Origin of the sequence: Thalassospira sp. (genome assembly GCF_040218635.1) — a bacterium.
Classification (GTDB): Bacteria; Pseudomonadota; Alphaproteobacteria; order Rhodospirillales; family Thalassospiraceae; genus Thalassospira.
The window spans coordinates 122,527-136,148 of the sequence record NZ_JAVJRB010000012.1; the positions used below are offsets into that span (position 1 = coordinate 122,527).

Consider the following 13,622-nt stretch of genomic DNA (forward strand, 5'->3'; position numbering starts at 1 on the left):
TTAGCACTGGAACCCGGCGGGTATGTCATTTGGCGTGTCGCCGGGTTCCAATGTCTGACACGGGTTAATCTGCTTTGAATTACGGCGCTTTTGGCGCAGATTTCAGGCGGTGCAGAAACCCGGCGGGTTTTTCCCAGACACTAAGACCAAGTAGATTAGAGACGCCGTCAACCCCCGACGGCAGTGGGAGGACCGGATGGATACCATCCTGGAAATGAAGAACATCACCAAGACCTTTCCCGGTGTGAAAGCGTTGGATGATGTCAGCCTTAAAGTCGAACGTGGAGAAATTCACGCACTTTGTGGCGAAAACGGTGCTGGCAAGTCCACCCTGATGAAGGTTCTGAGTGGTGTTTATCCACATGGCACCTATGAAGGCGACATCCTTTATGATGGTGGCGTTCAGGAATTCAAAGATATCCGCGATAGTGAAGAACGCGGCATTATTATTATTCACCAGGAACTGGCGTTGGTGCCGCTCCTGTCGATTGCCGAGAACATCTTTCTGGGCAATGAAATGAGCGAAAACGGCATTGTAAACTGGCCTGCGACCTTTGCGCGCACGGGCGGGTTACTGTCTAAAGTCGGCCTGAAAGAAAATCCGGCGACACTGGTAACCAATATCGGTGTCGGCAAGCAGCAGCTTGTTGAAATTGCCAAGGCGCTTTCCAAAAAGGTGAAGCTGCTTATTCTTGATGAGCCGACCGCAAGTTTGCAGGAAAATGACAGTCAGAAGCTTCTCGACCTTCTGCTGGAATTCAAGGCGCAGGGCATTACATCGATCCTGATTTCGCATAAATTGAACGAGATCAACCGGGTTGCGGATCGCATCACGGTTATCCGTGACGGTAAAGCGATTTCGACCCTTGATGCGCGTGCCGGTCAGATCACCGAAGACGATATCGTCAAGGACATGGTCGGGCGCGACATGGCAAACCGGTATCCGGAACGCACGCCAAATATCAGCAAGGATAAGCTGATGGAAGTGCGCAACTGGTCGGCAACCCATCCGCTGCATCCTGAACGCAAAGTCGTTGATAATGTCAGCATTGATGTTGCCGCAGGCGAGGTTGTCGGGATTGCCGGATTGATGGGGGCAGGACGTACCGAACTTGCCATGAGCATATTTGGCAAATCGTACGGAACGGAAATTTCCGGTGAAGTTCTGATCAATGGCAAAGTGGTCGATGTTTCAACCGTGCAAAAGGCGATTGCATCGGGGCTTGCCTATGTCACCGAAGACCGCAAGGAAATGGGTCTGGTCCTTGATGAAAGCATCACGACCAACATTACCCTGGCCAATCTTGGGGGCGTGTCGGAACGCGGTGTCTTGAACGATGGTGCCGAACGTTCCGTTGCCGAGGAATACCGCGAAAAGATCAATATCCGCACACCCAATGTCGGGCAAAAGGTCGTCAATCTTTCAGGTGGCAACCAGCAGAAAGTTGTTTTGTCAAAATGGCTGTTTGCCGCACCGGAAGTCCTGATTTTGGACGAGCCGACCCGTGGTATTGATGTTGGCGCGAAATACGAGATTTATACGATTATCAACCAGCTGGCAGCCGACGGTAAAGGGGTCATCATGATCTCGTCGGAAATGCCGGAGCTTCTAGGCATGTGCGATCGCATCTATGTGATGAACGAAGGTGAGATCAAAGGGCAGCTTGCAGCAAAAGACGCAAGCCAGGAAGCAATCATGCGCATGATCCTGAAGGCGTGAGGAACAGACAATGAGCGATACTGATAACAAATCAATTGGTTACTATCTGCGCACCCATATCCGTGAATACGGCATGGTTGTTGCGCTGGTCGCCATTCTGGCTTTCTTCCAGGTTCTTACCGATGGCATCATGCTTAAACCGGTGAACCTGACCAACCTGTTCTTGCAGAACAGTTATATCATCATCATGGCCGTTGGCATGTTGCTGGTGATTGTCGGCGGGCATATCGATCTTTCGGTTGGGTCGGTCGTTGGTTTTGTCGGCGCGCTTGCCGCTGTCATGATTGTGCATTGGGATTTGCCGACGGTCTTTGTCGTCCCGGCATGTCTGGTTGTCGGTGCGGTCATTGGTGCCGCTCAGGGGTACTGGGTAGCCTATTGGCGCATCCCGTCCTTTATCGTCACGCTGGCGGGGATGTTGGTGTTCAAGGGCCTGACACTTGCCCTTTTGGGCGGGGCATCGGTTGGTCCGTTCCCACCTGAATTCCAGGCCATGTCGTCGGGCTTTGTGCCGGACTTCTTTGGCGGGTTGATCGAAGGACGGTTTAACGTCTTTTCGATGACGCTCGGTGTTACCTTGGCAGCGCTGCTTCCGATCCTTGGTCTGCGTTCGCGCGCCAAACAGGCAAAGTTTGCTGCTGTTGACGAGCCGATGGCCGTCTTTATGACCAAGTATGCGGTTGCCGGACTGGCGATCCTGTTTGTGACCTATTTGCTGTCGACCTATCGCGGCTTGCCAAACATCCTGATCATTATGGCGCTTCTGATTGCGATCTTTACGTTCATCACCAACTCAACGACCATTGGTCGCCGCATCTATGCGCTTGGTGGGAATGAAAAGGCTGCGAAGCTTTCAGGGATCAATACCAAACGCCTGACCTTCTTGACCTTTGCCAATATGGGCATGCTGGCCGCCCTTGCCGGGCTTGTGTTTGCCGCACGTCTGAATACGGCAACGCCAAAAGCCGGTCTTGCATTCGAGCTTGATGTGATTGCCGCCGTCTTTATCGGTGGTGCATCCATGTCGGGTGGCGTTGGCAAAGTGATCGGTGCGGTTGTCGGTGCGCTCATCATGGGTGTCATGAATAACGGTATGTCGATCGTTGGTGTTGGTATCGACTGGCAGCAAGTGATTAAAGGTCTGGTGTTGCTCGCAGCCGTGATCTTTGACGTCTACAACAAAAACAAGGCGTAACAATACGATGACGCGGAACGACACAGACATGGATGAAAACAGCCAACAAAGCCGGTTGGGTGCCATTCTGTGTCGTTCAGAGTCCCCTGTGCGGACGTCCCAGCTGCACACAACCGGACCCGTCTCGATAATAAGTAAAAAAGGAAAACGGGCATGACAAAGTTTAAACCGGCACCTTGGCCGCGCACCTTGCGGTCACAAGAAGGTTGGTTCGGCGGAACCAGCAAAGACAATATCTATCACCGCAGCTGGATGAAGAATCAGGGGCTGCCGTCTGACCTGTTTGATGGTCGTCCGGTGATTGGCATTTGTAATACATGGTCGCAATTGACCCCGTGTAACGCCCATCTGCGCGATCTTGCCGAACGGGTTAAACATGGCATTTACGAAGCAGGCGGCTTACCGCTTGAATTCCCGGTCTTCTCAGCAGGTGAAAGCACGCTGCGTCCAACGGCCATGATGTTCCGTAACCTTGCGGCCATGGATGTTGAAGAAGCCCTTCGCGGGACCCCGCTTGACGGTGTGGTTCTGATGGTCGGTTGCGATAAAACCACCCCGGCACTTTTGATGGGGGCGGCCAGCGTTGATATTCCGGCCATCGTGGTCACCGGCGGGCCGATGCTTAACGGTAAATGGCGCGGTCAGGATATCGGGTCGGGTACGTCGTTGTGGCAGCTTTCCGAAGACCGCAAAGCCGGCAAAATCAGCACCGAAGATTTCCTTGAAGCCGAAATTGCCATGTCGCGTTCGCCCGGTTCGTGCAACACGATGGGCACGGCATCAACCATGGCCAGCATGGCAGAGGCCCTTGGCATGGCGCTTTCGGGCAATGCCGCGATCCCGGCTGTTGATAGCCGCCGTCGTGTGATGGCCCATATTACCGGTCGCCGGATTGTTGATATGGTCAAAGACGACCTTAAGCCGTCTGATGTCATGACCAAGGAAGCGTTCGAAAACGCCATTCGGGTCAATGGTGCGATTGGTGGTTCGACCAATGCCGTGATCCATTTGCTTGCGATTGCCGGACGTGTCGGCATTGATCTGACCCTTGATGACTGGGATCGGTTGGGTCGCGATATTCCGACGGTTGTTAACCTGCAGCCATCGGGCAAATACCTGATGGAAGAATTCTTCTATGCCGGTGGTTTGCCGGTTGTGATCAAGGCACTGGGTGAGGCTGGTAAGCTTCACAATGATGCCCTGACGGTTTCGGGCGAAACCATGTGGGATCAGGTCAAGGATGTGCGCAACTGGAACGAAGACGTTATTCGTCCGTTCGAAAACGCATTGACCGAAAGCGGTGGTATTGCGGTGGTTAAAGGCAACCTTGCGCCAAATGGTGCGGTGCTTAAACCGTCTGCGGCAACACCGGCACTTCTGACCCATCGTGGCCGTGCGGTGGTGTTTGAAGACATCGATGATTACAAGGCCAAGATCTATGACGAGGCGCTTGATATCGATGAAAACTGCATCATGGTTCTGAAAAACTGCGGACCCAAAGGCTATCCGGGGATGGCCGAGGTCGGCAATATGGGCTTGCCACCCAAAGTGCTGCGCAAAGGCATCACGGATATGGTGCGTATTTCCGATGCGCGGATGAGCGGTACGGCCTATGGCACCGTGGTTCTGCACACATCACCAGAGGCCGCAGCCGGCGGGCCGCTTGCCGTCGTGCGCAATGGCGATATGATCGAGCTTGATGTACCGAACCGCAAGCTGCATCTCGACATCAGCGATGAAGAACTCGCCCAGCGTCTTGCGGATTGGAAAAATACCGTTCCGGTCCCGGCCAGTGGCTATGCTTCGCTGTATTACAAAAGCGTTATCGGGGCGGACAAAGGTGCCGATTTCGACTTCCTCGTCGGTCATCGTGGCAACGAAATTCCGAAGGACAGCCACTAACGCATATCTGAACGCATCCAAATATCCTTGGATAGATGCATTCAAGACATCAAAGCCGGTCAGCAAGTATATTGCTGGCCGGTTTTTTTTCGCATGAATTAGAGGGGGAATGTAATTGAGCGCAATCAATCAAAGATTGAAATTTTCAATGGAAAGACCATACTCCTAACAGGGTTAAAGTGCGTTCGGGACAAACGCAATCTGGGGAGAGAGTTATGTTTAAGCGGTCTGCGACGATGCATTTGCGTGCGCTGATCTTGGCAGGGATCGGCTGTTGCATATCTGGGGCAGCTTGGGCGCAATCGTGTTCCGCTTTGCGCGATCAGGCACTTGTCCCGACGGATCCCGCACTATGCAAGTCACTGAGTGCGACGGTGGCTGATCCATCTGCCTTGCCGCTTGACCAGTATGAAACAGCTCTTTCGAAATTCTTCGATAATTGGTGTCATCGCGAAACGGATGCCGGGTGGGTGCGCGACAAGTTTGTCCGCGATACCGGGCCTTTTACCGCCAGTCGGGATACGACCGGTCATGAAGGACAGTGGGTTGGTACCTATCACGGGACACATTCGCCCGTCGTGATCTGGTATTCGCCCAATATGGTCACTTGGTTGTCCGAAAACCGGGGTGCAGAGGACAGCCGGCCCAGTGCTCCTGCCGACATTCCAGACGGTGCGATCATGGTCAAGGAAATGTATCCGCAACCAGCGTCGGCTTGCGCGGGGGAGGATCCCACGCACCTTTGGCCAACCAGCGGTGCGGCGATCATGGTGCGTGATAGCCAAGCATCTTATGATGGCTGGTTCTGGGGATGGTATGGGTGGCCGGGATCGGGTTGGAAGGTTGATTGGCCCGCCGGGACCAGCAACGGACCGGCCAATATGGGCTTTGGGCAATATTGCGTGAATTGCCATGGTTCTGCCCGTGACATGACCTTTGCCGAGTTAAAAAACCTCGAAGGTCATCCGGGGCAGCCGGAAGTGTTCTTGTCGCAGGATTTCTTTGCCGGTCAGTATCTGGGCCAAGATGGGGGTGTTGCCCCGTCGGTCAAGAAGAACGCCCCGTCAAGCGGGGCAGGGGGCGATATTCACAGCTTGCGTGCGCAACATGAAAAAGTTCCTGATCCACTGGGCACTGCCCGTAAAAACGCACATCCTGACATGGCAGCGATTTTAACCGCCTTTGCCAAAACGGGTAGTCCATTTGACTACAATCTGGCACCACCAAGCAATATGCCATCTCAAAGCTATGACACGGTCTGGATGGGGGCGGACGGACCAGCACCGCATAACCAGTTCATGACAAGTGATCAATGTGCCGGGTGCCATGATGCGGGCAGCACAGGCTTGCAGTTTGATATGACAATGCCTGATCCGGACGGGGATCTTTTGCTGAATATGTCGCCTTACGCGACATGGCGGTCATCCCCGATGGGATTGGCGGGCCGTGACCCAATATTCTTTGCCCAGGTCGCAAGCGAACTGCAGACCTTCCACAGCGATCAATCCGATTTGGTTCAGAATACATGCTTTGGCTGTCACGGGATCATGGGGCAACGACAGTTCCAGATTGATCATAATATGGCGCAGCAGACCGATGCGGCGTCCGGTGTTCAAACGGCGGTTGCATGTGGTGATTTTGACCGATCCATGGTGAATGCCATTCCGTATCCGGCGAACAATCCCGGTGCCGGTCATGCATCTTATGGCGCGTTGGCACGCGACGGTATTTCCTGCATGTCGTGCCATCAGATGGTGCTGGGAAAGGATGCGACGGAAAAGTTCAAGGATGCACCCCAGAATGCTTGTGTTGTGAAGCGTCAGGAAACGCTTAACCCCGACAATACAGGCTTTGCCAAAACCTTTACTGGCAGTTTTCTGGTGGGGGATGCGGATACGCTTTATGGGCCGTTTGACAAGCCGCAAAAACATCCAATGGAATATACCCTTGGCATTACACCGGCCAAAGGGGATGCCATCAAGACATCGGAAATGTGCGGCACATGTCACACTGTGCATCTTCCCGTCCTTAAAGATGGCAAGCAGGTTGGGACTGTTTATGAACAGACAACCTATGCCGAATGGGCGTTTAGTGATTTTAGAACAGGCTATACCATTGATGGGGCTTTGCCCGGTGGTGCGGGGACAATGGCGCTGAGCTGTCAGGAATGCCACATGCCATCTGGCGATGACAAAGCCAAATTCCGCAGCAAGATTGCCTCTATCCAGGAATATTCAAACTTCCCGGCCTCGGCCAATACGTTTGGGCCGGAGCTTCTTGATCTTGAAGTCCGTGAAGGTTTTGCTCGCCATACACTGGTCGGGTTGAACCTGTTTCTGGTCGAAATGTTCCAACAGTTCCCTGAAATCATGGGCATCCCGACGGCTGATCCTATGTTAGGTGCCAAAGGTGTTGATCCGCTGGCCTATACCGAACGCGCCATGATCAAGCAGGCGCGCAGTGATACGGTCAATATCAAGATCAAGGGTTCAGCAATTCAGGATGGGCTCCTGACAAGCGAGGTCGCAATTGCCAGCCTGACCGGGCACAAGTTCCCGTCGGGCGTTGGTTTTAGACGTGCCTTTGTGACGTTTGAGGTCCTTGATCAGGATGAAAAGGTGATTTGGGCATCTGGCCGGGTTAATGGGGCCGGGGTTATTGTTGATCAAGGCGGGACACCTGTTGAAGGTGAACTATGGTGGGACAATCAATGCAGCGCGCGTATTGATCCGCTTAAACGGGCCCATCAACCGCATTATCAGACGGTGCGTGCACAGGACCAGGTCCAGATTTATCAGGAGTTGGTCAGCACCCCACCACTTGACGGAAGTACGAATTATAGCTGTGGGCACAATGTCGCGCCCAAAGGCCAGTTAACGACAAGCTTCCTGTCGATCTGTGCCGAGGTCAAAGATAACCGTCTGCCGCCAGCAGGGTATCTCCCGCTAGATGAACGCATCAAGATCGCCAATGCGATTGGTGCGGGAGAAGACCTTGCAGAGGATGCAGGCTTTACCGCAATTGACGCCGATCCTGATTATCTCCAACCAAGTGCAACGGGGGGCGATCACGTGACATATGAAGTCAAACTGTCAGACATGACCGGTACCCCGGCATCAGTACGGGCGAAGCTGTCCTATCAGGCGACACCGCCATTCTATCTACAGGACCGCTTCTGCACGGCGAAAGGCGATGACACAGAACGCCTTGCTTATCTTGTCGAGCACCTTAACCTTGATGAGACTGCCGCCAAAGACTGGGCGTTTGAAATCGTCAATACAGGGGCTGTGCCAATCAAGTGAGGTGACGTGTTTTCTAAGGAAGAGGGCTTTTGAATTTTATGCCTTATTTGTTCCGGCTGTGCCGTCCTGAAATACGTCGTCTCCTATGGGTGACAACGTATTTCAGGACGGCACAGTTGTTTGCTCAAGGTGCTGTTTTGTGGCTGAGGGCGTATCTTTCCTCGTTCATAACGACATTAAACGCCGCTCTGTCGGTGGGCCTTTATCGCTATAATCTTACGATTATTATTCCCTATTGCCTTGCGATGACTTGGGTCGGCTTTGCTATTTTAAACTTCCTATTGGCGAAGTTTGATCACTCTGGTTTTCTTGCGATGGCTAGAAGGTTCTTACCGGCTACCCGATGAGTAAATCTATCAAGAGCCCGACTTAACGGGAATGCATAACGGTCATATGCGACCAAGCCTGACCGTGAAACATCCCCGGATTTGCTGCCAACTAATTTGTAGAGCAGGGTGGCGAACACACCAAGGATGTCGGCATATCGACAATCGAGAACATCAAAACCTGATGCCTCAAGTTTGTGAATAAGCTCTTTGCGCGTGTAGCGACGATAATGTTCGACTTTCTCATCCATTGAGGAGAACAGCATTGGCATGGCTGGAACATAGATCACGCACGTGCTTGTGGGCTTTAGAACCCGATGAATTTCTTTTATTGCAGCGGTGTCATCTTCGATATGCTCAAGGACATTCAGGCTGTAGGAAAATTCGACACTTTCGTCAGACAAATCTTGGGACTGACCATAAGCTTGAAGGCCGGTTGATGAGATTATCTCGGCCTGCTGTGTGTCGGGTTCAACACAAAGAACTGTTCTTTCAGGCGTTGCAATGCGCTTTGCAAAGAATCCGGTACCTGCGCCAAAATCAAGAATAGAACCGGATTTAGGTGCATGGTGATTGACCAAGTATGTCAAAAAGTCGTTATAGTTTTCAGCAAGCGACATAATGTCCAGGTTGTCTTTGCCCGTATAATCAAAATTCTGCGTCTTGTTCAAATCTTTTTCGACGCCCCGTCTATAAAGGCGTCTCCCCAAAGTGTTTAAAGTGTGCCCCAGCATATCAATCGTGTTTAGAGATCGTCTAACCAAATGTCACGAAGTAAAACCTTTATGTGGGCCTGCTTGATATTTTGTCTTTTGAGATGATTCTCTCCACCGCATTGATCAGATCGCGATAGTCAGTGATGACTGCATCAGCACCAAGTGAAAGCGCGCGCCCATCACTGACTTCCAGTGCAACCGCAATAGCATGAATGCCTGCAGCGCGGGCGGCGTTTACATCGTTTGCGTGGTCCCCAACCATCAGGGCGATGTCATTGCTGTCTGGGGTATGGCCCAGTTGATCAAGAACATGACGCAGGAAACGGCCATCGGGTTTTTTGACATCAAAAGAATCACCACCGGCAATCACGGTAAACAGATCAGAAATGCCAAGTTTTTGCAGGATCGCCTTGCACGGGGCTTCGGGCTTGTTTGATGCCAGCGCGATTGTCCAGCCGTCTGCTTTGAGATCGCGCAGGACATTTTCCGCATTTTCATAAAGACGGGTATCGGCGTAATTGGTTTCGCCGTATCGCGTGTTGAAATCGACATTCAGCCCATCAAGCGTTGTGTCATCGGGTGTTTGCCCGCGAGCAGCAAAGGCGCGCTTGGTCAGCATCCATGTGCCATCACCCAGCATGGCCTCGATATCATGACGGATGAGCGGGGCGTGGTCATGGGCGGCGAGCAATCCATTCATGGCAAACAGGATGTCATCAACCCCGTCAATCAATGTGCCGTCGAGGTCGAACATGATGTATTTTGCCATGATGTGGGGCTCCTGAAATGGATTTTGGATTTGGTGTTGGTGGCTTTAGGGGAACTTAACCGAGTTCGTGTCATTAACAAACGGTAACATCCGCTAACAGGCGGTAACAAAACGTGATTCTTTATGGGCTTTTGCTGCAAAAGAATATGTTCTAAGACTTGCTGCAATTGTGATCATCAGGGGTGGCGCAGATACTGCGCGCCGCGTCAAAAGGGGATGCTGCACGAAAACTGCAGCAAGCGGATTGATAAATGTCACTTGAGTTAAGTGTTGTTGTTTTGGCTGCCGGTATGGGCACGCGCATGAAAAGTGCCCTGCCCAAAGTGATGCACAAGGTCGCTGGCAAGCCGATGGTCAATCATGTCATTGATACCGCCGCCAAGCTTAATGCCGGGAAAACCATGATCGTGGTCGGCCCGGACATGCCCAAACTGGTTGAGGCGGTTTCGCCGCATCCAACATTTGAGCAAACCGACCGTCTGGGAACAGCACATGCTGTTTTGGCAGCAAAACAGGGCCTTTCGGGGCTTTCGGGCAATGTGCTGGTTTTGTATGCAGACAGTCCTCTTTTCACCGCCGAAACGTTGGAACGTTTGGTTGCTGCGCGGGAATCCGGGGATCATGCGGTTGCGGTTCTGGGCTTCAGGCCCGATGATCCGACCGGGTATGGTCGCTTGGTCACCGATGGCGCGGATGGTGAACTGGTCGCGATTGTCGAAGACAAGGAATGTAACGCACAGCAGCGTGAAATTGATTTTTGCAATTCCGGTGTGATGTGTTTCCGCGCAAAAGATATGATCGCAATCCTTGAGGCGATTGATAATGCCAATGCCAAGGGTGAATATTACCTGACCGATGCGGTTGCCGTGGCACGCGCCAAAGGGCACAGCTGTGCGGCGATTGAAGTCGATGAAGAAGAAACACTTGGTGTGAATTCACGTGTGCAACTTGCCGTCGCCGAAGCCATCATGCAGGACCGTCTGCGCGATGCCGCGATGGTTGATGGCGCAACCCTTATTGATCCTGCATCGGTTTTCTTGAGTTCTGATACCAAACTTGGCCGCGATGTGATTGTCGAGCCGAATGTGGTGTTTGGTCCGGGTGTTGTCGTTGGCGATAACACCGTGATTAAGGCGTTCAGTCACCTTGAAAGCTGCAGTGTTGGCGATGGTGCCGATATTGGCCCCTATGCACGGTTGCGGCCAGGTGCTGTGATCGGGGCGGGGGCGAAGGTTGGTAACTTTGTCGAGATTAAAAAAGCCATCCTCGAAGACGGGGCCAAGGTCAATCACCTGAGCTATATCGGCGATGCCCGTGTCGGGGCGAAGGCCAATATCGGGGCCGGCACGATCACGTGTAATTATGACGGTTTCCGCAAACAGCATACAGACATCGGTAAAGGCGCGTTTATCGGATCAAACTCATCGCTTGTTGCGCCGGTTGAAATTGGCGATGGCGCGATTGTGGGCGCTGGCAGCACGATTACCGGCAAGGTTGCCGCGGATGCGCTGACCCTGACCCGGGCTGAACGCGTTGAAAAAGCAGGATGGGCGGCAAAGTTTCGTGAAAAAATGCGGGCTTTGACCGGTAAGAAATAATCCGACAGACGGAATTTGAATTTGCCGCCTGACGCTGTCGGGATGGCGTAAGATGACAAGCGATTTGAAGCAGGAAAATAACCAATATGTGCGGCATTATCGGGATTATCGGCAAGGACAGTGTGAGCGAACGTATTCTTGAAGGGCTTAAGCGCCTTGAATATCGCGGCTATGACAGTGCCGGAATTGCAACATTGGTTAATGGCGATATCGAACGTCGCCGTGCCGAAGGAAAGCTGATCAATCTTGCGACCCGCCTTGGCGAAAGCCCGCTTTCGGGTGATGTCGGCATCGGCCATACCCGCTGGGCGACCCACGGGGTTCCAACCGAAAATAATGCCCACCCGCATACCGATGGCAAGGTTGCAGTTGTTCATAACGGCATCATTGAAAACTATCAGGACATCAAGGCCGAGCTTTCGGGCAAAGGACGCGTCTTTGCCACCGATACCGATACCGAGGTTGTCGTTCATCTGGTATCAGATTTCCTCGACCAGGGAAAATCCCCGCGTGACGCGGTTGCGGCCACCCTTCATCGGATAGAAGGTGCCTTTGCACTGGTCATTATGATTGCAGGGCACCATGACGTGATTTTCGGTGCCCGTCGCGGAACACCACTTGCCGTTGGTTTGGGTGATGGTGAGATGTATCTGGGATCGGATGCCATGGCGCTTTCACACCTGACCAACAAGCTGATTTATCTTGAAGAAGGTGACTGGGTCGAAATGACCCGTGATAGTGTTCAGGTCCGTGATGAAAATGATGTGGACGTAATCCGCGAAACCAAATTGTCCGCCGTTTCGGGCGCGATGATGGGTAAGGGGAATTATAACCACTTCATGCAAAAGGAAATCTTCGAACAGCCAGCCGTGATCGGCGATACTTTGCATGCCTTTATCAATCCGGCGACCCAGACGATTAAATTGCCGGATATGCCGTTTTCCTTTGCCGATGCGTCGCGCCTGACCATCGTTGCCTGTGGCACCTCGTTCTATGCCGGGCTTGTGGCAAAACACTGGATTGAACGGTATGCTGGGCTTGGTGTTGATGTTGATGTGGCATCCGAGTTCCGCTATCGCTGTCCGCCGCTGCCAAAGGGTGGTGTTGCGCTGTTTATTTCGCAATCCGGTGAAACACTTGATACGTTGGCAGCCCTTCGCTATGCCAAATCCAAAGGCCAGAAAATCGTTTCCATCGTCAATGTCGCCGAAAGCACCATTGCGCGGGAAAGTGATGTGGTTCTTTTGACCTATGCCGGTCCTGAAATCGGCGTTGCATCGACCAAGGCATTTACCACCCAGCTGACCGTTCTTGCCTGCCTGGCGGTGACCATTGGCCGTGAAAACGGGACGCTGAATAAGGACGAGGAAGCTGCGATTGTCAGTGCGCTGACCGAAGTGCCAAAGCATGCCGCCGAAATCCTGCATCATGATGAAGCCTTGAAAAAGCTGGCACTGGATATCGCCGATGCACGTGATGTTTTGTATCTCGGTCGTGGGCTTGGCTATCCGATCGCGATGGAAGGTGCCCTTAAGCTTAAGGAAATTTCCTATATCCACGCCGAAGGCTATGCCGCAGGTGAAATGAAGCACGGCCCGATTGCGCTGATTGATCAGTCGGTTCCGATTATTGTCATTGCACCGTCTGATGAACTGTTTGAAAAAACCGCATCAAACATGCAAGAAGCCGCTGCACGCGGTGGGCGCGTGATCTTTATTTCCGACGCGCAGGGCCTTGCCAAACTTGGTGATATGGCATCCGCCACGGTGGAATTGCCAAAGGTCGCCGATTTCGTCGCACCGATCCTTTATACCATCCCGGTACAGATGCTGGCCTATCACGTGGCCGTGCATAAGGGGACCGATGTTGATCAGCCGCGGAATTTGGCGAAATCTGTGACGGTGGAATAAAAAACAGTCCGAAGGTTTCATTGTGGCCGCTTGAATGTTGATAGGCATTCAGTGCGGCCACAATTGTTTTCGCCAGTGTGTTTTGCCAGCCATTGGGCGATCACAGGATTTTGCCCCAAAGACGACATATCAACGACAAAGTTGCAAACCAGTAATTGATTGTGCTGTTGGCGGCGCCTTTTGG

General features: G+C 52.7%; 8 protein-coding genes. 6 read left to right on the top strand and 2 right to left on the bottom strand.

All coding sequences use genetic code 11. The features are described from left to right. Positions 1–196: 196 nt before the first annotated feature. From mmsA to RIC05_RS14465, 4 genes are all read left to right on the top strand, one after another. Complete coding sequence (gene mmsA, locus RIC05_RS14450) at positions 197–1,720, top strand: multiple monosaccharide ABC transporter ATP-binding protein (RefSeq protein WP_350045444.1); 1,524 nt, start codon at positions 197–199, stop codon at positions 1,718–1,720. A gap of 10 nt (positions 1,721–1,730) precedes the next feature. After that, positions 1,731–2,915, top strand: coding sequence for a multiple monosaccharide ABC transporter permease (mmsB, locus tag RIC05_RS14455; protein WP_350041502.1), 1,185 nt, complete (start codon positions 1,731–1,733; stop codon positions 2,913–2,915). A 153-nt stretch (positions 2,916–3,068) separates the two neighbouring features. Beyond that, positions 3,069–4,817: an L-arabinonate dehydratase gene (gene araD, locus RIC05_RS14460; RefSeq protein WP_350045445.1), complete on the top strand. Its 1,749-nt coding sequence runs from the start codon at positions 3,069–3,071 to the stop codon at positions 4,815–4,817. Between the two features lie 215 nt (positions 4,818–5,032). Continuing rightward, a complete protein-coding gene (locus tag RIC05_RS14465; protein WP_350045446.1) occupies positions 5,033–8,119 on the top strand; it encodes a hypothetical protein in 3,087 nt (1,028 codons plus the stop codon). Between the two features lie 295 nt (positions 8,120–8,414). Here RIC05_RS14465 and RIC05_RS14470 read toward each other — a convergent pair whose 3' ends face one another. Next, positions 8,415–9,116, bottom strand: coding sequence for a class I SAM-dependent methyltransferase (locus RIC05_RS14470; RefSeq protein WP_350045447.1), 702 nt, complete (start codon positions 9,114–9,116; stop codon positions 8,415–8,417). A gap of 112 nt (positions 9,117–9,228) precedes the next feature. Further along, a complete protein-coding gene (locus RIC05_RS14475) occupies positions 9,229–9,930 on the bottom strand; it encodes an HAD-IA family hydrolase (RefSeq protein ID WP_350045448.1) in 702 nt (233 codons plus the stop codon). A 251-nt stretch (positions 9,931–10,181) separates the two neighbouring features. Between RIC05_RS14475 and glmU the strand changes: the two genes are divergently transcribed. Together glmU and glmS are read left to right on the top strand one after the other, a co-directional pair. Next, the gene (gene glmU, locus RIC05_RS14480; protein ID WP_350045449.1) at positions 10,182–11,528 is read left to right on the top strand and encodes a bifunctional UDP-N-acetylglucosamine diphosphorylase/glucosamine-1-phosphate N-acetyltransferase GlmU; all 1,347 of its coding nucleotides are present in this window, start codon (positions 10,182–10,184) and stop codon (positions 11,526–11,528) included. An 86-nt stretch (positions 11,529–11,614) separates the two neighbouring features. Further along, complete coding sequence (gene glmS, locus RIC05_RS14485; RefSeq protein ID WP_350045450.1) at positions 11,615–13,438, top strand: glutamine--fructose-6-phosphate transaminase (isomerizing); 1,824 nt, start codon at positions 11,615–11,617, stop codon at positions 13,436–13,438. Positions 13,439–13,622: the final 184 nt, after the last annotated feature.

What these genes read in the sequence shown, in the direction of transcription:
- glmU (WP_350045449.1), top strand. Translation starts at nt 10,182, where the DNA reads ATGTCACTTGAGTTAAGTGTTGTTGTTTTGGCTGCCGGTATGGGCACG.
- mmsB (WP_350041502.1), top strand. Translation starts at nt 1,731, where the DNA reads ATGAGCGATACTGATAACAAATCAATTGGTTACTATCTGCGCACCCAT.
- glmS (WP_350045450.1), top strand. Translation starts at nt 11,615, where the DNA reads ATGTGCGGCATTATCGGGATTATCGGCAAGGACAGTGTGAGCGAACGT.
- RIC05_RS14475 (WP_350045448.1), bottom strand. Translation starts at nt 9,930, where the DNA reads ATGGCAAAATACATCATGTTCGACCTCGACGGCACATTGATTGACGGG.
- araD (WP_350045445.1), top strand. Translation starts at nt 3,069, where the DNA reads ATGACAAAGTTTAAACCGGCACCTTGGCCGCGCACCTTGCGGTCACAA.
- RIC05_RS14465 (WP_350045446.1), top strand. Translation starts at nt 5,033, where the DNA reads ATGTTTAAGCGGTCTGCGACGATGCATTTGCGTGCGCTGATCTTGGCA.
- mmsA (WP_350045444.1), top strand. Translation starts at nt 197, where the DNA reads ATGGATACCATCCTGGAAATGAAGAACATCACCAAGACCTTTCCCGGT.